This is a genomic window from Pantoea vagans (genome assembly GCF_001506165.1).
In the GTDB taxonomy this organism is placed as follows: domain Bacteria; phylum Pseudomonadota; class Gammaproteobacteria; order Enterobacterales; family Enterobacteriaceae; genus Pantoea; species Pantoea vagans_C.
Genome location: NZ_CP011427.1, coordinates 1,786,750 through 1,804,383, shown reverse-complemented (window position 1 = coordinate 1,804,383; position 17,634 = coordinate 1,786,750). Strand labels below are relative to the sequence as shown.

The following is a 17,634-nucleotide window of genomic DNA, read 5'->3' as shown; positions in this document are numbered from 1 at the left end:
ATTGCCTCAGAATCGTTGAGTTCTATGCCAAAATTATTGTCTTCGCTGCTGCTCAGTCTCAGCGTAATGAGTGCGTCTGCGCTGGCTGCGCCAACCGATAACATCCGCAACAGCGGCTTTGTTTATTGCGTTAACGGCACCGTGAATACCTTTAATCCGCAGATGGTCAGCAGTGGCCTGGTGGTCGATACGCTGGCTGCCCAACTCTATGATCGGCTGCTGGATGTTGATCCCTACACCTATCGCTTAATTCCCGACCTGGCGCAGAGCTGGGAAGTGCGCGATAACGGCGCGACCTACCGTTTCCACCTGCGTAAAGACGTGTCATTCCAGCACACCAACTGGTTTAAACCCACGCGTAAAATGAATGCCGACGATGTGGTGTTCAGTTTTGCACGCATGTTCGATCGCCAGCACCCGTGGCACAACGTTAACGGCGGCAGCTATCCCTATTTCGACAGTTTGCAGTTTTCCGACTCGGTGCAGAGTGTGAAAAAGCTGGATAACGATACCGTTGAAATCCGATTAAACAGCCCTGATGCCTCTTTCCTGTGGCACATCGCGACGCATTACGCCCCGATATTGTCACAAGAGTATGCTGACAAACTCACGGCCAAAGGCCAGCAGGAGCAGTTGGATCGTGAACCGGTCGGCACCGGCCCGTTCCAGTTAAGCGAATATCGTACCGGGCAATACTTGCGGCTGGCGCGTAATCCACAGTACTGGAAAGGCGTCCCGCGCTTGCAGCAAGTGGTAATCGATCTGGGCGTTGGTGGCACCGGACGTCTGTCGAAACTGTTAACCGGTGAATGCGACGTGCTGGCTTATCCCGCCGCCAGCCAGCTGTCGATTTTGCGCGACGATCCGCGTTTGCGCATGACCTTACGCCCCGGTATGAACATTGCGTATCTGGCGTTTAACACCCGTAAACCGCCACTGGATCGCCCCGAAGTGCGTCACGCGCTGGCGTTGGCCATCAACAATGAACGTTTGATGGAGTCGATCTATTACGGTACGGCAGAAACCGCCGCGTCGATTTTACCGCGTGCTTCCTGGGCTTATGACAACGATGCTCGCGTCACCGAGTACAACCCCGCCAAAGCCCGTGAAGAGCTAAAAGCCCTCGGGCTGGAAGATCTGCATTTACGTTTGGTGGTGCCCACCACCTCGCAATCCTGGAACCCCAGCCCGTTGAAAACGGCTGAACTGCTTCAGGCGGATTTGGCGCAGGTTGGCGTGCGTGTCACCATTGCGCCCGTCGAGGGTCGCTTCCAGGAGGCGCAGTTGATGGCGATGAACCATGACTTAACCCTGACCGGCTGGGCCACCGACAGTAACGATCCGGACAGCTTCTTCCGCCCGCTGTTGAGCTGTGCAGCCATCCGTTCACAAACAAACTATGCACACTGGTGCTCACCCGCCTTTGATGAGGCGCTGCAACATGCGTTGTTATCGCAACAGCTCTCCGCGCGTATTGACAGTTACGACCAGGCGCAACAGATTCTCGCGCAGGAGTTACCGGTCTTGCCGCTGGCGTCATCGCTGCGCTTACAAGCCTATCGCCACGACATTAAGGGGTTAGTGCTGAGTCCATTTGGTAACGCCTCCTTTGCTGGGGTTTACCGTGATGAGAGCAGCGAGGAGTAAGCATGATTATCTACGTATTGCGTCGTTTACTGTTGCTGCTGATAACGCTATTTCTGCTGTCGCTGGTGAGCTTTAGCCTGAGCTATTTCACCCCCAATGCCCCGCTGGAGGGCGCATCGCTATTTGATGCCTGGTGGTTCTGGTTTAAAGGATTGCTGCAATTCGATTTCGGCGTCTCCAGCACCAACGGTCAGCCGATTGATGTGCAATTGCGCGAAGTCTTCCCTGCGACGCTGGAGCTGTGCGTGCTGGCCTTTATGCTGGCGTTGCTGGTGGGCATTCCCCTTGGCATTTGCGCCGGGGTGATGCGTAAAAAATGGCAGGACAAAGCCATCAGCGCATTAGCCCTGCTCGGTTTTTCCATGCCGATTTTCTGGCTGGCGCTGCTGTTTACCCTGTTCTTCTCCCTGACGCTGGGTTGGCTGCCGGTTTCCGGGCGCTTTGACCTGCTCTATCCGGTGCAGAACATCACCGGCTTTGCGCTGATCGATGCCTGGTTAAGCCCGTCGCCATGGCGCCATGAAATGTTGATGAGTGCCTTAACGCACATGATTTTGCCCGTCATCGTGCTGGCAGTTGCACCCACCACCGAAGTTATTCGACTGCTGCGCAGCAGTACCAGTGAAGTGATGGATAAAAACTATGTGAAAGCAGCAGCGACGCGAGGACTTTCGCGCTTCACGGTGATCCGCCGACATGTGCTGCACAATGCGCTGCCGCCGGTGATCCCGCGTCTTGGTTTGCAGTTCTCCACCATGTTGACGCTGGCGATGATTACCGAAGTGGTATTCAACTGGCCGGGTATTGGCCGCTGGTTGATTAACGCGATTCGCCAGCAAGATTATGCCGCTATTTCGGCCGGGGTGATGGTGGTCGGCGGTTTAGTGATTCTGGTTAGCGTCCTGTCCGATATTCTCGGTGCGGCACTCAATCCGTTGAAACACAAGGAATGGTATGCCCTTAGATAACATCTACGCTGAAGAGCGCCTGCCCAGCCCATTCCGTCTGTTCTGGCAGCGCTTATACCGCGACACCAGCGGCATGATCGGGCTATACGGTTTCGGTATCCTGCTGTTCCTGTGCCTGTTTGGTGGCTTACTGGCACCTTATGGCATCGACCAGCAGTTCCTTGGTTATCAGCTGCTGCCGCCCTCTTGGTCACGCTACGGCGATGTGTCTTTCTTCCTTGGCACCGATGACCTGGGTCGTGATGTGCTGAGCCGCTTGTTAAGCGGCGTCGCGCCAACCGTCGGCTCCGCCATTTTAGTGACGGTGCTGGCTGCGGTATGTGCGCTGGTATTGGGTGTGCTGGCCGGTATTACGCACGGCCTGCGCTCGGCGGTAATGAACCACGTGCTGGATACCCTGCTCTCGATTCCTTCTCTGCTGCTGGCGATTATCGTGGTGGCCTTTCTTGGGCCCCGCCTGGAACACGCGATGCTGGCGGTGTTTCTGGCGATTATCCCGCGTCTGGTGCGCGAGATTTACACTGCCGTCCATAATGAAATGGAGAAAGAGTATGTGGTGGCACTGCGTCTTGATGGCGCGCGTAATCTGAATATTCTGTGGAACGCAGTGCTGCCGAATGTGTTACCGCTGCTGGTCAGCGAATTTACCCGTTCGCTGTCGATGGCGATTTTGGATATCGCAGCGCTCGGTTTTCTCGATCTGGGTGCACAACTGCCCTCGCCCGAATGGGGCGCGATGTTGGGTGACGCCCTGGAGCTGATTTATGTCGCCCCCTGGACAGTGATGCTGCCCGGTGTAGCGCTGATGGTCAGTGTATTAATCGTTAACCTGCTGGGCGATGGCGTCCGTCGTGCCGTAGAAGCGGGAGCTGAATAATGCCGTTACTTGATATTCGTAACCTCACCATCGAATTCATGACCTCCGAAGGCCCGGTGAAAGCGGTGGATCGCATCAATCTCACGCTCAGCGAGGGGGAAGTCCGCGGGCTGGTGGGTGAGTCGGGTTCGGGCAAGAGTCTGATTGCGAAAGCCATTTGCGGCGTGACCAAAGATAACTGGCGCGTCACTGCAGACCGCATGGTGTTTGACGATATCGACTTGCTGCGATTATCGCCACGCGAACGTCGCCGCATTGTCGGGCACAACGTGTCGATGATTTTTCAGGAGCCGCAGTCTTGTCTGGATCCTTCAGAGAGCATTGGTCGTCAGTTAATGCAGGCAATACCGCGCTGGACCTTCAAAGGCCATTGGTATCAGCGTTTGTGGTTCTGGCGCAAAGCGCGTGCTATCGAACTGCTGCACCGCGTGGGGATCAAAGATCACAAAGACATCATGCGCAGTTTCCCGTACGAACTGACCGAAGGCGAATGCCAGAAGGTAATGATCGCTATCGCGCTGGCCAATAAGCCTCGCTTGTTGATCGCCGATGAACCGACCAATGCCATGGAGCCGACCACGCAAGCACAAATTTTCCGCTTGCTGAGCCGCCTGAATCAGAACAACAACACCACCATTTTGCTGATCAGCCACGATCTGCGCACCATGAGCCAATGGGCAGATCGCATTAATGTGATGTATTGCGGTCAGACCGTGGAAACCGCGCAAAGCGAAGACTTAATGGATACACCACACCATCCTTACACCCAGGCGCTGATCCGCGCGATGCCCGATTTTGGCAGCGCCTTACCGCATAAAAGTCGACTTAATACGCTGTCCGGCGCCATTCCGTCACTGGAACACTTGCCGATTGGCTGCCGTCTTGGTCCGCGCTGCCCCTATGCGCAGCGCAAATGTATCGAGACACCGCGCCTGAGCGGCAATAAAGCGCATCTGTTCGCTTGCCACTTCCCGTTAAATATCGAGGGTCAGTAAGTATGGAAACCCTGCTGGAAGTGCGTAACCTGAGCAAAACCTATCGCTATCGTACCGGACTGTTTCGTCGTCAACATGTTGAAGCGGTAAAAGGGGTGAGTTTTACCCTGCGTGAGAAGCAGACGCTGGCGGTGATCGGCGAGAACGGTTCGGGCAAATCTACCCTGGCTAAGATGCTGAGCGGCATGATCGAACCCACGGATGGCGAGATGCTGATCGACGACCATCCGCTGGAATACGGTGACTACGGCTATCGCAGCCAACGCATCCGCATGATTTTTCAGGACCCGTCTACGTCACTGAATCCCCGTCAGCGCGTCAGCCAGATTCTCGATTTCCCGCTGCGCCTCAACACCGAGTTAGATGATGAGGAGCGCGAAAAACGCATTATCGCCACGTTACGTCAGGTGGGTTTGTTGCGCGATCATGCCGGTTACTATCCGCACATGCTGGCCCCCGGTCAGAAACAGCGTCTGGCACTGGCGCGTGCGTTGATTTTACAGCCGAAAGTCATCGTGGCGGATGAGGCCCTCGCCTCGCTGGATATGACCATGCGATCACAACTGGTGAATCTGATGCTGGAACTGCAGGAGAAGCATGGTATCGCCTATATTTATGTGACGCAGCATCTCGGCATGATGAAGCACATTAGCGACCAGGTGCTGGTGATGCATCAGGGAGAAGTGGTGGAACGCGGCGGCACGGCCGATGTGTTGGCTTCCCCGTTGCACGACCTCACCAAACGTCTTATTACCAGCCATTTTGGTGAAGCACTGACCGCTGAAGCCTGGCGCAAAGTACGCTGATTGTTCAGCGCATCGCGGAAAACGCGGTGCGGTTTACCGCAATTGACAGAGACGTGCTAGAATCCGCACGTCGATTAACGTCGGTCGCCCACTTTTTAACCATTGCGACCGCCAACAACAATGACCATAAGGATTACAGCTATGGGTTTTCTTTCCGGTAAGCGCATTCTGATTACTGGCGTTGCCAGTAAACTCTCCATCGCCTACGGTATTGCACAGGCGATGCACAAACAGGGCGCAGAACTGGCTTTCACCTACCAGAACGACAAATTGAAAAGTCGTGTGGAAGAGTTCGCTAAAGATTTGGGTTCTGACATTGTTTTGCCATGCGATGTGGCAGAAGACGAGAGCATCACTGCGCTGTTCACCGAACTGGCAAAAACCTGGCCAAAATTTGACGGTTTCGTTCACTCAATTGGTTTCGCCCCTGGCGACCAGTTAGATGGTGACTACGTGAACGCCGTGACCCGTGAAGGCTTCAAAATCGCTCACGACATCTCTGCCTACAGCTTTGTTGCGATGGCGAAAGAGTGCCGTGCGATGCTGAACCCGAATTCAGCCCTGCTGACCCTGTCTTACCTGGGTGCAGAGCGCGCTATCCCGAACTACAACGTAATGGGTCTGGCGAAAGCGTCTCTGGAAGCAAACGTGCGCTACATGGCGAACGCAATGGGTCCTGAAGGTACGCGTGTCAACGCCGTGTCTGCGGGTCCAATCCGTACCCTGGCAGCCTCTGGCATCAAAGATTTCCGTAAGATGCTGGCTCACTGTGAAGCGGTTACGCCAATTCGCCGTACTGTCACCATCGAAGACGTGGGTAACTCTGCGGCCTTCCTGTGTTCAGACCTGGCGGGTGGTATCACCGGTGAAGTGGTACACGTTGATGGCGGCTTCAGCATTGCCGCAATGAACGAGCTGGAACTGAAATAATGTAGAAGCCCACGACTGTGGGCTTTTGGGCGGCCTGATGGTCGCCCCTGCAACCCTCTCCTTATATCAAGCCGCTATTTGTTATTCCCCTTCATTCTTTTGCCACAGACAGTGCTTCAGCGACGATAAGCTAGCCCTTTGGTGGCGATGCGCTTTTCAGAATTGCTCGTCGTTAACCAAGTCCGTTTTTTGCGCAAGGAATGACCATGGAACAACGCCGTTCTCCCGGCCATGACCACTGGTTTTATGAAAGCCAGACTCGCCCACCATCCCACGCCACTGCGCCCCTGGTGCCCGAGGCCGCTTACATCGAAGATCGTTTTTTATTGGGGCTGCAGCAAGAAGCCAGCGCGTTACAGCCGCTGCTGAGCCGCTTCCAGCCTGCCTTACTGGCCGCGCGCGATCTCAGCCAAATTCTGTTTCCTGACACCCTGAACACCTCGCTGACGCACACCCTAACGCTTTACGATCGTCTCAGCACCGCGCTAACCGTAGCGCAGGTGGCAGGCGTGCAGCGGCTATGCAATCACTACTCGGCACGCTTGAATCCCTTACCCGGCCCCGACTCCTCACGGGAGAGCAATAATCGCCTGACGCAGATAACTCAGTACGCGCGCCAACTGGCGATGCAACCGGCCTTGATTAATGCCAATAGCATCAGCGCTCTGGATGCGGTCGGGTTGACCGAGCCGGACATTGTCACGCTCAATCAGTTGGTCGGATTTGTCAGCTATCAGGCGCGCGTGGTGGCCGCCTTGCAGGCAATGATGGGATTGCCAGTGCGCTGGATCCCTGGCGTTTCACCGCCGCCTGATGCCGACCCTGTGCTGTTTTCTTCTTCTTCGACGTGGCAACACGCGTTGAAACCGGTCGAACTGCGTTACGCCAGTGCGGAACAGTTAGCTGCTGTCACCTTCTGTCAGGGCATAGCGGATTTAGAGGATGCCGTCTGGTTGTTGGTACAGGATGCGCAGGTTCTGTACGGCTGGGCCACCCTGCAACAGCGCCTGGGCGACCATTTTGGCGAAGAGGCGTCTCTGGCGCAGGCGGTGAGTGCACGTGTCCTCGGGTGCCGTCGTTTGTTTGCACAACGAGTCCACCATCACCGCGATCTGCTGTTACAGGACGTCGATAAAGCGGGAGAAACGACCCCACTGATTCACGTCAGTGCGCAGTTGGTCCGTTTGCCAGAGCGCTTCAGTGCCGCGCATCTGCAGCCCTTGTTGAATGCTGGATGGGGCAGCGAACGCATTTTTACCCTGCTGCTGGCGGTGGCCTTCGCCAGTTGGCAAGATCGTGTATTTATGGCGCTGGGTGAAGTACGTTAATCTGGCAGATGTCGACGCGCTTCATCAAAGAAATGCTGGGCCAGCGGCGATGCCCTGCCCGGCTCGGCAATCACCAATGCGGCCTGGCGTCCCATGGGAGCCATTTCAATCGGGCGGCGCGCCAGATTCTGCAACATCTCCGGCAATAAGTGATCGCACGGCGACACCATCACGCCCAGCCCCACCTGCGCACTCTGCAGCAACTGCATAATCGAGGCACTCTCGACAATCACACGCGGTAAGATCCCGGTTTCTCGCAGCTGTCCATCCAGGTAGCGGCGAAAATAGCGCGTGGGTTCGGCAAGGCACAGAGGTTGCGCCGCCAGTGTCTTCAGTGAAAGGGTCTGCTGTTCCTGCAGTGTCGGGAAATGCTCAGGGTTAAAAATCGCTTCGACGCCGCGATCCTTCAACAGTGCGGTCTGGAAATGCAGTTCACGCAGTGACGTCAGTTCAAAGAATCCGATACCGCCATCGACGGTGTGACTGTTTAATGCCTCCAGTAGTTGGTCGGCACTCATCGCCGCCACGCGATAATCCAGCTGCGGATAACGCGCCTCGACGGCTTTTAACAGTGCGGGCAGTGCCACACTGCACTGCGGCATCACACCCAGACGCAGCGTACCGTTAACACCGTGCTTCAGTGATTCCACTTCCAGTTTCAGGCCCTGATACACCGACACAATCTCGCGCGCCCAAGTCAGCACCCGTTCGCCTTCCGGAGTGAAACCGTCGAAATTATTGCTGCGATTGATCAGCGACAGGCCCAGCTCGCGCTCAAGATTTTTTAGCCGCATCGATAACGTCGGTTGGCTGACAAAACTGGCTTCTGCCGCGCGGCCAAAATGGCGTTCACGCTCTAAATTACAGAGGTAAATCAATTGCTTGATGTCGATTTTTTCATCCACCCTGAAGACACGATCGCGCTATGGTAGCAAACTCAGGCGCTAAAAAGCACAAAGGCCGCCGGGAGGCAGCCTTGGAATAAATTATTGCCCCACCCGGCGCTTATCTCCGGCACTCGCAATGGCTTAGCTCTTGAAGGGGCGAAGCCATCTTCGCAAATTTCCGCCATAGAGATTTAACAATGATTGCGAATTTTATTATTAGCGTGGTAACTAAATATTTATGCCACGCCTAAGGCACTTTTTACCTCGCTGGCAATCTTTTCCACCTGCGGGCCATAGATCACCTGCACATCATGTTCGCTCACGCGATTAACGCCGTTAGCCCCGGTGGTAAGCAGCGTCTGATCAACCACTTCATTCATCTGCTTTACCCGCACACGCAATCGGGTAAAGCAGCAATCGACGTCCTCTATATTGCCCTGCCCGCCTAACCCACTGATGATCACTTTAGTGCGCTCATCTGCCGTGACCTGAGCGGTTTGTGGTTCTTCATCCGACTCACGCCCCGGCGTTTCCACTCGCATCTTTGTAATGACAAAACGGAAACCGTAGTAATAGATCGGCGCATAAATCACACCCAATACCACCGTCCACCACCAGTGCGTTTTGCTACCGCCCAGCATGCCAAATACCACCAAATCGATGGCACCGCCCTGCACGTTGCCAATCATCAGATGCAGCATCGACATCAACATAAATGATAAGCCGGTGAGCAGTGCGTGCAGGATGTAAAGCACAGGGGAAACGAAGATAAAGCAGAACTCCAGCGGCTCGGTGATCCCGGTGGTAAATGATGTCAGCGCGCCTGCCAACACCAGCGCTTTGACGCGCTGTTTATGTTCTGGCCGCGCCGTGTGGTAAATCGCCAGGGCTGCGGCGGGCAAGCCAAACATCATCACCGGAATTTTACCCTGTGCAAGAAACTGAGTGGCATTGCGGACAGTGTCATCGGGGATGGCGCCAGGATGGGTTAAGGAACTATTGAAGATATTGAGCGCACCCACAATGGTTTGCCCGTCCACCGTTGCCATGCCGCCAATCGGCGTGAAGCGTACGGTTTCATTGAGGATATGGTGCAACCCCGTGGGGATCAGCAGTCGCTCACCGGTGCCCAACAGAAATGCACCGTACTGGCCACTCTTGCCAATCATCTGCCCTACCCACGCAATCCCAGCGCCAAGGGTGGGCCAGATCAGCGCCAGTAACACGCCAATCAGCGGTAACACGATAATGGTGACGATGGGCACAAACCGCCTCCCGCCAAAAAAGCTGATCGCGGTAGGCAGTTGCTGAGTATAGAAACGGTTATGCAACAGCACGGTGATCAGCCCGGCAATCACGCCGCCCAGCACGCTCATGTTATAGGTGAATATCCCCAGCATGTCGATGTACTCGGCGGAAGTCATCATGGCCGTGGTCTGGTCCATACCCGCTTGCTGCAGCGCTTCCGGTGTGGTGGTGGCGGCAGTCAACCCTTTAGCGGCCAGTGTGGCATTGATACCCACATTCATCCCGATATAGCCAATCACGCTGGCAAAGGCCGCCGTGGGTTTTTCTGCTTTGGCTAAGCCAATCGCGCTGGCGACGGCAAAGAAAACCGGCAGATTGGCAAACAACGCAGCAGCCACTTTACGAATAAAGCCGATGATCAACTGAGGTACATGCAAGTTTGCAAACGCATCGCCGGTGACAGCCGGGTTTTGCATGGCGGCTGCCAGCCCGAGAAAGATCCCTGCGGCGGCAATAACGGAAATCGGCATCATTAAGGCTTTACCGAAGGCATGGATTTGGCTGGCCAGATTCTTCATGGTGCGCGCCCTTTCTTCGATTGAAAGAGCAATTATTAGTCAGTTATCAATATTTCACGTCACAGCGGCCGGCTGTCAGCCTGAAGAATTTGAACTGCATCACGCTTTAATGCCTGGTAACGCGATAAACCGCCTCTATCGCACCATTAAACCAATCAATTAGACAACTTTTGCTGTCAGTCGCACACTTCTTTCCAACAGAAGTCATATTCTGATAACAATTCATAAACAATAAGCCTGCGACGACCATGAAATTTAAACGTAAAATTCAGCCTTATCGTGCCGCTGCTGGCGGTTGGGGCTCTTTGGAAGCAACCACTCGTTTTGTCCTTGATAGTAAAGCTGCCCTGAAAAACATGCGTAACCTGATGCGCATGAACAAAGCGCGTGGCTTTGACTGCCCAGGTTGTGCATGGGGCGACGACAACAAAAGCACCTTTAGCTTTTGTGAAAACGGGGCCAAAGCGGTCACATGGGAAGCCACGCGTCGCGTGGTGGAGCCCGAATTCTTTGCTCAGCACAGTGTCAGCACCCTGTACCAGCAAAGCGACTACTTCCTTGAGTATCAGGGCCGCCTCACTCACCCAATGCGCTATAACAGCGAAACCGATCACTATGAACCGATCGGTTGGGATGATGCGTTCGCGTTGATTGCCAAACACCTCAATGCGATGGATCACCCCGATCAGATGGAGCTGTACACCTCTGGTCGCGCCAGCAATGAAGCCTCATGGCTCTATCAACTGTTCGGCCGCGTGATGGGCACCAACAACTTCCCGGACTGCTCAAACATGTGCCACGAAGCGAGCGGCACCGGCCTGAAGCGCAGTATTGGCGTGGGTAAAGGCACCATCCGCCTGGACGATTTTGATCACGCTAATGCGATTTTTGTCTTCGGGCAGAACCCGGGCACTAACCATCCGCGTATGTTGCACAGCCTGCGTCATGCGGCCGATCACGGTGCCAAAATCGTCACCTTTAACACTCTGCGTGAGCGTGGACTGGAGCGTTTTGCCGATCCGCAAAAGCCACTGGAAGTGGTCACCTCAATGGCAGGCACGATTAGTTCTGCCTATTACCAGCCCAATCTGGGTGGTGACATGGCGGCGATTCGCGGCATGGTGAAAACGCTGCTGGAAGTACAACGTGAGCGCCTGGCGGCAGGTGAGCCGGGTATCTTTGATCAGGCCTTTATTGATGCCAATACCCACGGCATTGAGCATTATCTTGCGGCGGTGGATAACACGCGCTGGGATGACATTGTGCGTCAATCTGGCCTGAGTGAAGCGCAGATCCGCGAAGCAGCGGCGATTTATCAGAGTGCTGAACGCGTGATCATCACCTGGGCGATGGGCATCACCCAGCATAAACACTCGGTGGATACAGTACGCGAAATTACCAACCTGCAACTGCTGTTTGGTCAGTTGGGCAAAAAAGGCGCCGGTCTGTGCCCGGTTCGTGGTCATAGTAATGTGCAGGGTAACCGCACCATGGGCATCGATGAGAAGCCCAACAAACCTTTCCTTGATGCATTGGGCGCACATTTCGATTTCGAACCCCCACGTGAACACGGCCACAACACCGTTGAAGCCCTGAACGCGATGCTGCGTGATGAAGTCAAAGTGCTGATTGCACTGGGCGGTAATCTTGCTGCGGCGGCGCCGGACTCTCCGGTGACAGAAGAAGCGCTACAGCATTGCGGCCTGACCGTGCACATCAGCACCAAACTGAACCGAAGCCATTTAGTACCGGGCCACGAAGGTTTGATTCTGCCGACGCTGGGCCGTACTGAACGCGATCGTCAGGCCAGCGGCAACCAGTTTATTACCGTTGAAGACTCCTTCAGCATGGTACATGCATCTGAGGGTGTCGGGATTCCACTGGCCGATACACAGCGTTCTGAAACCGCGATTGTGGCCGGCATTGCACATGCCACGCTGGGCAGCGACAAGATTGACTGGTTAGGCATGGCGGATAACTATGATGTGATCCGCGACCATATCGGTGCCACCATTCCGGGCTTCGCGGATTTCAATAACAAGTGTGATATTCCGGGTGGTTTCTATCTGGGAAGCGCCGCGGCTGAGATGCGATTCAACACGCCAACTAAGCTGGCAGAGTTTAGCGCGGCAGCCCTACCGACCTCGTTGTTCCCGCAATTGGGCAACGATGTGGAAGTCCCGTTCACGCTGCAAACACTGCGCTCGCATGACCAGTACAACACCACCATTTACGGCCTCGATGACCGTTATCGTGGGGTGTACGGTCAACGTGAAGTGGTGTTTATCCATCCGGACGATATGGCGTCCCTGGGCTTCAGCGAAGGTCAGTTGGTGGACATTGAAACCCTGTGGAACGATGGCCTGACACGCCGGGTGAGCGGCTTCAAGCTGGTGCCGTATAACATTCCGCGTGGCAACCTGGCGGCCTATTATCCGGAAACCAATCCGCTGGTGCCCCTTTCCAGCTATGGTGACGGCAGCGGTACACCGACCTCCAAATCGGTGCCGGTGAAACTGGCGTTAACGGCCGCTGTACCTACGCAGCGTATCGCCTGAGTCATCAGCGTTATCAGAAGGTAAAAAGCCGCGCAAAGCGGCTTTTTAGCCTGTTTTGGCCTTGCCGCGCGCCCCTGATTCGCGTAAAACTGTCCACCGCTCTTAGGCCACGAAACTAAATACATTATGTTCCAGGATAACCCGCTGCTCGCGCAGCTGAAAGAGAAGCTTCACGCGCAAACTCCGCGCGCCGAAGGTGTTGTGAAAGGCACGGAAAAAGGGTTTGGCTTCCTTGAAGTCGATGCCCAAAAAAGCTACTTCATTCCTCCTCCGCAGATGAAAAAAGTGATGCACGGTGACCGTATTTCAGCGGTGATCCACACTGATAAAGATCGCGAGAGTGCCGAGCCGGAAACCCTGATCGAGCCGTTCCTGTCCCGCTTTGTCGGTCGCGTCCAGAAGAAGGATGACCGCCTGTCGATTGTCCCTGACCATCCTCTGTTGAAAGATGCGATTCAATGCCGCGCGGCGCGCGATGTCACGCATGAATTCCAGAACGGTGACTGGGCTGTGGCAGAAATGCGTCGCCACCCGCTGAAAGGCGATCGCGGTTTTTATGCTGAACTGACTGAATTCATTGTCACTGCGGACGATCACCTTGCGCCGTGGTGGGTCACCCTGTCGCGCCATAATCTGGAGCGCGAAGCGCCGAAAGTGGCCTTCGGTGAGATGCTCGACGAACATTTACAGCGTGAAGATCTGACCGCACTGAACTTCGTGACCATCGACAGCGCCAGCACCGAAGATATGGATGATGCGCTGTATGTCGAAACCACCGCCGACGGCAACGTGTCACTGACCATCGCCATCGCCGATCCTACTGCCTATGTGGCAGAAGGCAGTGAGCTGGATAAACTCGCGTCTAAGCGTGCCTTTACCAACTACTTGCCGGGCTTCAACATCCCAATGCTGCCGCGTGAACTGTCTGACAATGTCTGTTCACTGCGTCCTGACGTGCGTCGCCCAGCGTTGGCCTGCCGAGTCACCGTGCTGCCAGACGGCAGCCTGGCTGACGATGTGCACTTCTTCGCGGCCTGGATCGAATCTAAAGCCAAACTGGTTTATGACGAAGTCTCCGACTGGCTGGAAAATACCGGCAGCTGGCAGCCTGAAAATGACGCCATTGCTGAGCAGATCCGTCTGCTGCATCGTGTGTGCCTGGCCCGCAGCGAGTGGCGTCAAACCCATGCGCTGGTGTTCAAAGATCGCCCTGACTACCGCTTCGTGCTGGGTGAGAAAGGCGAAGTGCTGGATATCATCTCTGAGCCACGTCGCATCGCTAACCGCATTGTAGAAGAGGCGATGATTCTGGCTAACGTCTGTGCAGCAAAAACGCTGCAAGAGAAGTTGGGCTTCGGTATTTACAACCTGCACACCGGTTTTGACCTGGCGAATGCCGAGCAAGCCGCTGGCGTGTTGGCCGGTCACGGTATTACCGTTGACCCTCAGGCGATCACTACGCTGGACGGTTTCCGCCAGCTGCGCCGTGAACTGGATGCACAGCCAACGCAATACCTCGACAGCCGTATCCGTCGTTTCCAGAGCTTTGCCGAAGTCGGCACCGAGCCGGGCCCACACTTTGGCCTTGGCCTCGAAGCCTACGCGACCTGGACTTCGCCAATTCGTAAGTACGGCGACATGATCAACCATCGCCTGCTAAAAGCTATCGTACGTGGCGAGAGCATTGCGCGTCCTAACGATGACGTCACCACCATTATGAGTGAGCGTCGTCGTCTGAACCGCATGGCTGAGCGTGATGTCGGTGACTGGCTGTATGCGCGTTTCCTTGCGCCGTCTGCTGGCACTGACCGCAAGTTCAGCGCGGAGATTATCGACGTTTCTCGTGGTGGCATGCGTGTGCGTCTGCTGGAAAATGGTGCCGTTGCCTTTATCCCTGCCCCGTTCATTCACGCGGTGCGTGATGAGCTGGTGTGCTCGCAAGAGAGTGGCACCGTGCAGATCAAAGGCGAAGTGGCCTATCGCGTGACCGACATTATCGATGTGACCATCGCCGAAGTGCGTATGGAAACCCGCAGTGTCGTGGCGCGTCCAGCTGCCTAAACCCAAAATAATTCGAATTGCGGCAAGTGAGTGAATCCCCAGAAGCTTACATCAGTAAGTGACTGGGGTGAGCACGCGCAGCCAACGCAGCTGCGGTTCGAAGTATGACGGGTATAAGCAGCAATGCTGGCGGGATAACATCTGCTATCCCGCATTTCCCTTCCTCCGTTTTATCTGAAGTTAAATTTGCCTCCCGCTTCACACTTCTGATTCGACTCCCTTTCGTTAACAATTCATTACATTACTTTTAACTTGTTGTATCCGATCGCTTATTTTCCCGGTCCCTACAAGGAGTTAACACATGAACAACGTCAAAACCGGATTGATCTGGTTAGCGGTGGCGTTAATTGGTGCTGGTGCGTTTGCCATGCTGGCACTCAGCCGCGGCGAGCACGTCAATGCCGTCTGGCTGGTTATTGCCTCCGTGGCCTGCTACAGCATTGCCTATCGCTTTTACAGCCTGTTTATTGCTGAACGTATTTTCGAACTGGATGACCGTCGCCGCACCCCTGCGGAGCGCCTGAATGACGGCCTCGACTATGTGCCCACCAACAAATGGGTGCTGTTTGGTCACCACTTCGCGGCGATCGCCGGTGCTGGCCCGCTGGTTGGCCCGATCCTCGCGGCGCAAATGGGGTTCTTGCCTGGCACAATCTGGATTCTGGTCGGTGTGATGCTGGCCGGTGCGGTGCAAGACTTCCTGATTCTGTTTATCTCTACCCGCCGTGATGGCCGTTCATTAGGTGAAATGGCGCGTCAGGAACTGGGATCTTTTGCTGGTGTAGTCACCATGCTGGGGGCGCTCGGCGTGATGATTATCATCCTGTCCGCGCTGGCGCTGGTGGTGGTGAAAGCGCTGGCCAACAGCCCATGGGGACTGTTTACCATCGCAGCAACCATTCCGATTGCCCTGTTTATGGGCGTCTATATGCGTTATCTGCGCCCTGGCAAAATCGCTGAAGTCTCGATCATTGGCTTTGTGCTGATGATGGCAGCGATCATTTACGGTGGTGATGTGGCGGCCGATCCCTACTGGGGACCGCTGTTCACCCTGAAAGGGACCGAACTGACGTGGGTGCTGGTGATCTACGGCTTCGTCGCCTCTTCCCTGCCGGTGTGGCTGCTGCTGGCACCGCGTGACTACCTCTCGACCTTCCTGAAAATCGGCGTGATCATCGGTCTGGCGGTGGGCATTTTGTTTGCCATGCCAGAACTGAAAATGCCGGCGGTAACCAAATTTATTGATGGCAGCGGCCCCGTGTTCTCTGGCGCGCTGTTCCCGTTCCTGTTTATCACCATCGCCTGTGGAGCCATCTCCGGCTTCCATGCGCTGGTCTCCAGCGGCACGACACCGAAACTGGTGGAACGCGAAAGTCATATCCGTTTTATCGGCTATGGCGCGATGCTGATGGAGTCGTTCGTAGCCATTATGGCGTTGATTTGCGCCTCCGTGCTTGATCCGGGCGTTTACTTCGCCATGAACGCCCCTGCCGCGCTGATTGGCACCACCGTGGAGAGTGCTTCTCAGGTGATTAACGGCTGGGGCTTTGTGGTGACGCCTGAAATGCTGAGTGGCATTGCCCGTGATGTTGGGGAATCCACCGTGTTGTCCCGTGCAGGTGGCGCACCGACCTTTGCTGTAGGCATGGCGCACATCATCACCGAAGTGTTTAACAGCCGCGTGATGATGGCCTTCTGGTATCACTTCGCCATCCTGTTTGAGGCGCTGTTTATCCTGACGGCGGTGGATGCCGGCACCCGTGCCTGTCGCTTTATGGTGCAGGATCTGGTGGGTACCGTGGTGCCTTCTATGGCCAACAACCGCTCCTGGCTGGGTAATATGGCGGGCACCACCGTTGCCGTGGCGGGCTGGGGTTTCTTTGTTTATCAGGGTGTGGTCGATCCGCTGGGCGGCATCAACACGCTGTGGCCACTGTTTGGCATTGGCAACCAGATGCTGGCCTCGATGGCATTGATTCTGGGTACAGTGGTGCTGTTCAAAATGAAGAAACAGCGTTACGCGTGGGTGACGATTCTGCCAACCGCGTGGCTGTTTGTGACCTCAATGACGGCAGGCTGGCAGAAGATCTTCCATGAGAAGCCGTCCATTGGTTTCCTTGCCCAAGCCAACAAGTTCCGTAAGGGCATTGATGAAGGTGTGATCATCGCGCCGGCAAAAACCGTGGCCGACATGCAAACCATCGTGTTTAGTAATCAGATTAACGCGGCCCTGTGCGGGTTCTTTATGCTGGTGGCCGTCACCATGCTAATTGCCGCCTTCTTTGTCATCCGCCGGGCGTTGCGCAGCCACCTGCCTACCACCCACGAATCTGAAATCTCACTGCGTAAAGAGGTGCGAAATGTCTGAGTCCATTTTTCGCTGGAGAAAACCGGTCGGTGTCTGGCATATCAAGCACTGCTTACCGATCGCAACCGAGACGGCTGGGCAAACTCTTAATCGCTGGCAACGGATCTGGCAGGGACTACAACAAAGTTTTCGCTTAATGGTTGGCGTTCATGACTATCAAACTTATCTGAAGCATATGCGCCAACATCATCCTGGGCAGACGCCAATGGATGAACGCGCCTTCCATCGCTATTGCCTTGAGGCGCGTTTTCCCAGCCAGGCTGGCAAGCTGGGCAAGTGTCCTTGCTGACAAATCTGAGCCCCGATTTTCGGGGCTTTTTCGTGCCATTCTTTAGTGAAAACAAAAATATATTTGGTTTGCATCTTGTGCTGATGCTGGAGGT

Annotated in this window: 13 protein-coding genes; 11 read left to right on the top strand and 2 right to left on the bottom strand. The window is 55.3% G+C overall.

Going from position 1 to position 17,634, the window contains the following annotated elements; genetic code table 11:
* Window positions 1–24: 24 nt before the first annotated feature.
* The 7 genes from sapA to LK04_RS08350 all read left to right on the top strand — a co-directional run bounded on the left by sapA (window position 25) and on the right by LK04_RS08350 (window position 7,551).
* Window positions 25–1,647, top strand: a complete 1,623-nt coding sequence (gene sapA, locus LK04_RS08380; protein ID WP_059109786.1) for an ABC transporter substrate-binding protein SapA — start codon at window positions 25–27, stop codon at window positions 1,645–1,647.
* Window positions 1,648–1,649: 2 nt separating this feature from the next.
* Window positions 1,650–2,615 (top strand): putrescine export ABC transporter permease SapB, encoded by a 966-nt coding sequence (sapB, locus tag LK04_RS08375; protein WP_039336682.1) that lies wholly within the window; start codon window positions 1,650–1,652, stop codon window positions 2,613–2,615.
* Window positions 2,602–3,492 (top strand): putrescine export ABC transporter permease SapC, encoded by an 891-nt coding sequence (gene sapC, locus LK04_RS08370; RefSeq protein ID WP_039336684.1) that lies wholly within the window; start codon window positions 2,602–2,604, stop codon window positions 3,490–3,492. Before sapB ends, sapC begins: the two co-directional genes overlap by 14 nt.
* On the top strand, window positions 3,492–4,487 hold the full coding sequence (sapD, locus tag LK04_RS08365) for a putrescine export ABC transporter ATP-binding protein SapD (RefSeq protein ID WP_039336686.1): 996 nt from the start codon (window positions 3,492–3,494) through the stop codon (window positions 4,485–4,487). Before sapC ends, sapD begins: the two co-directional genes overlap by 1 nt.
* A 2-nt stretch (window positions 4,488–4,489) precedes the next feature.
* Complete coding sequence (gene sapF / locus LK04_RS08360) at window positions 4,490–5,293, top strand: putrescine export ABC transporter ATP-binding protein SapF (RefSeq protein WP_039336688.1); 804 nt, start codon at window positions 4,490–4,492, stop codon at window positions 5,291–5,293.
* A 141-nt stretch (window positions 5,294–5,434) separates the two neighbouring features.
* On the top strand, window positions 5,435–6,223 hold the full coding sequence (fabI, locus tag LK04_RS08355; RefSeq protein ID WP_007892455.1) for an enoyl-ACP reductase FabI: 789 nt from the start codon (window positions 5,435–5,437) through the stop codon (window positions 6,221–6,223).
* Between the two features lie 206 nt (window positions 6,224–6,429).
* Complete coding sequence (locus LK04_RS08350) at window positions 6,430–7,551, top strand: CMD domain-containing protein (RefSeq protein WP_039336690.1); 1,122 nt, start codon at window positions 6,430–6,432, stop codon at window positions 7,549–7,551.
* Here the strand turns inward: LK04_RS08350 and LK04_RS08345 are convergent.
* Window positions 7,548–8,444: a LysR family transcriptional regulator gene (locus LK04_RS08345; RefSeq protein WP_039336697.1), complete on the bottom strand. Its 897-nt coding sequence runs from the start codon at window positions 8,442–8,444 to the stop codon at window positions 7,548–7,550. The two genes, LK04_RS08350 and LK04_RS08345, sit on opposite strands and share 4 nt — an antisense overlap.
* A gap of 230 nt (window positions 8,445–8,674) precedes the next feature.
* Complete coding sequence (locus LK04_RS08340) at window positions 8,675–10,264, bottom strand: PTS transporter subunit EIIC (RefSeq protein ID WP_039336692.1); 1,590 nt, start codon at window positions 10,262–10,264, stop codon at window positions 8,675–8,677.
* Window positions 10,265–10,512: 248 nt separating this feature from the next.
* On the opposite strand from LK04_RS08340, the gene LK04_RS08335 reads away from it, so the two are divergent.
* The 4 genes from LK04_RS08335 (at window position 10,513) to LK04_RS20075 (ending at window position 17,540) form a co-directional block, all read left to right on the top strand.
* Window positions 10,513–12,822 carry an FdhF/YdeP family oxidoreductase gene (locus LK04_RS08335; protein WP_039336694.1) on the top strand — a complete coding sequence of 770 codons (2,310 nt, stop codon included), beginning with the start codon at window positions 10,513–10,515 and terminating at the stop codon, window positions 12,820–12,822.
* 126 nt (window positions 12,823–12,948) lie between these two features.
* The gene (locus LK04_RS08330; protein WP_039336695.1) at window positions 12,949–14,883 is read left to right on the top strand and encodes an exoribonuclease II; all 1,935 of its coding nucleotides are present in this window, start codon (window positions 12,949–12,951) and stop codon (window positions 14,881–14,883) included.
* Window positions 14,884–15,184: 301 nt separating this feature from the next.
* Window positions 15,185–17,251: a carbon starvation CstA family protein gene (locus tag LK04_RS08325; RefSeq protein WP_039334732.1), complete on the top strand. Its 2,067-nt coding sequence runs from the start codon at window positions 15,185–15,187 to the stop codon at window positions 17,249–17,251.
* Window positions 17,244–17,540, top strand: coding sequence for a YbdD/YjiX family protein (locus tag LK04_RS20075; protein WP_071885739.1), 297 nt, complete (start codon window positions 17,244–17,246; stop codon window positions 17,538–17,540). The genes LK04_RS08325 and LK04_RS20075 overlap by 8 nt, the downstream gene beginning before the upstream one ends.
* Window positions 17,541–17,634 lie beyond the last annotated feature (94 nt).

What these genes read in the sequence shown, in the direction of transcription:
- LK04_RS08350 (WP_039336690.1), top strand. Translation starts at nt 6,430, where the DNA reads ATGGAACAACGCCGTTCTCCCGGCCATGACCACTGGTTTTATGAAAGC.
- LK04_RS20075 (WP_071885739.1), top strand. Translation starts at nt 17,244, where the DNA reads ATGTCTGAGTCCATTTTTCGCTGGAGAAAACCGGTCGGTGTCTGGCAT.
- sapF (WP_039336688.1), top strand. Translation starts at nt 4,490, where the DNA reads ATGGAAACCCTGCTGGAAGTGCGTAACCTGAGCAAAACCTATCGCTAT.
- sapA (WP_059109786.1), top strand. Translation starts at nt 25, where the DNA reads ATGCCAAAATTATTGTCTTCGCTGCTGCTCAGTCTCAGCGTAATGAGT.
- sapB (WP_039336682.1), top strand. Translation starts at nt 1,650, where the DNA reads ATGATTATCTACGTATTGCGTCGTTTACTGTTGCTGCTGATAACGCTA.
- sapC (WP_039336684.1), top strand. Translation starts at nt 2,602, where the DNA reads ATGCCCTTAGATAACATCTACGCTGAAGAGCGCCTGCCCAGCCCATTC.
- LK04_RS08325 (WP_039334732.1), top strand. Translation starts at nt 15,185, where the DNA reads ATGAACAACGTCAAAACCGGATTGATCTGGTTAGCGGTGGCGTTAATT.
- LK04_RS08330 (WP_039336695.1), top strand. Translation starts at nt 12,949, where the DNA reads ATGTTCCAGGATAACCCGCTGCTCGCGCAGCTGAAAGAGAAGCTTCAC.
- LK04_RS08340 (WP_039336692.1), bottom strand. Translation starts at nt 10,264, where the DNA reads ATGAAGAATCTGGCCAGCCAAATCCATGCCTTCGGTAAAGCCTTAATG.
- LK04_RS08335 (WP_039336694.1), top strand. Translation starts at nt 10,513, where the DNA reads ATGAAATTTAAACGTAAAATTCAGCCTTATCGTGCCGCTGCTGGCGGT.
- fabI (WP_007892455.1), top strand. Translation starts at nt 5,435, where the DNA reads ATGGGTTTTCTTTCCGGTAAGCGCATTCTGATTACTGGCGTTGCCAGT.
- sapD (WP_039336686.1), top strand. Translation starts at nt 3,492, where the DNA reads ATGCCGTTACTTGATATTCGTAACCTCACCATCGAATTCATGACCTCC.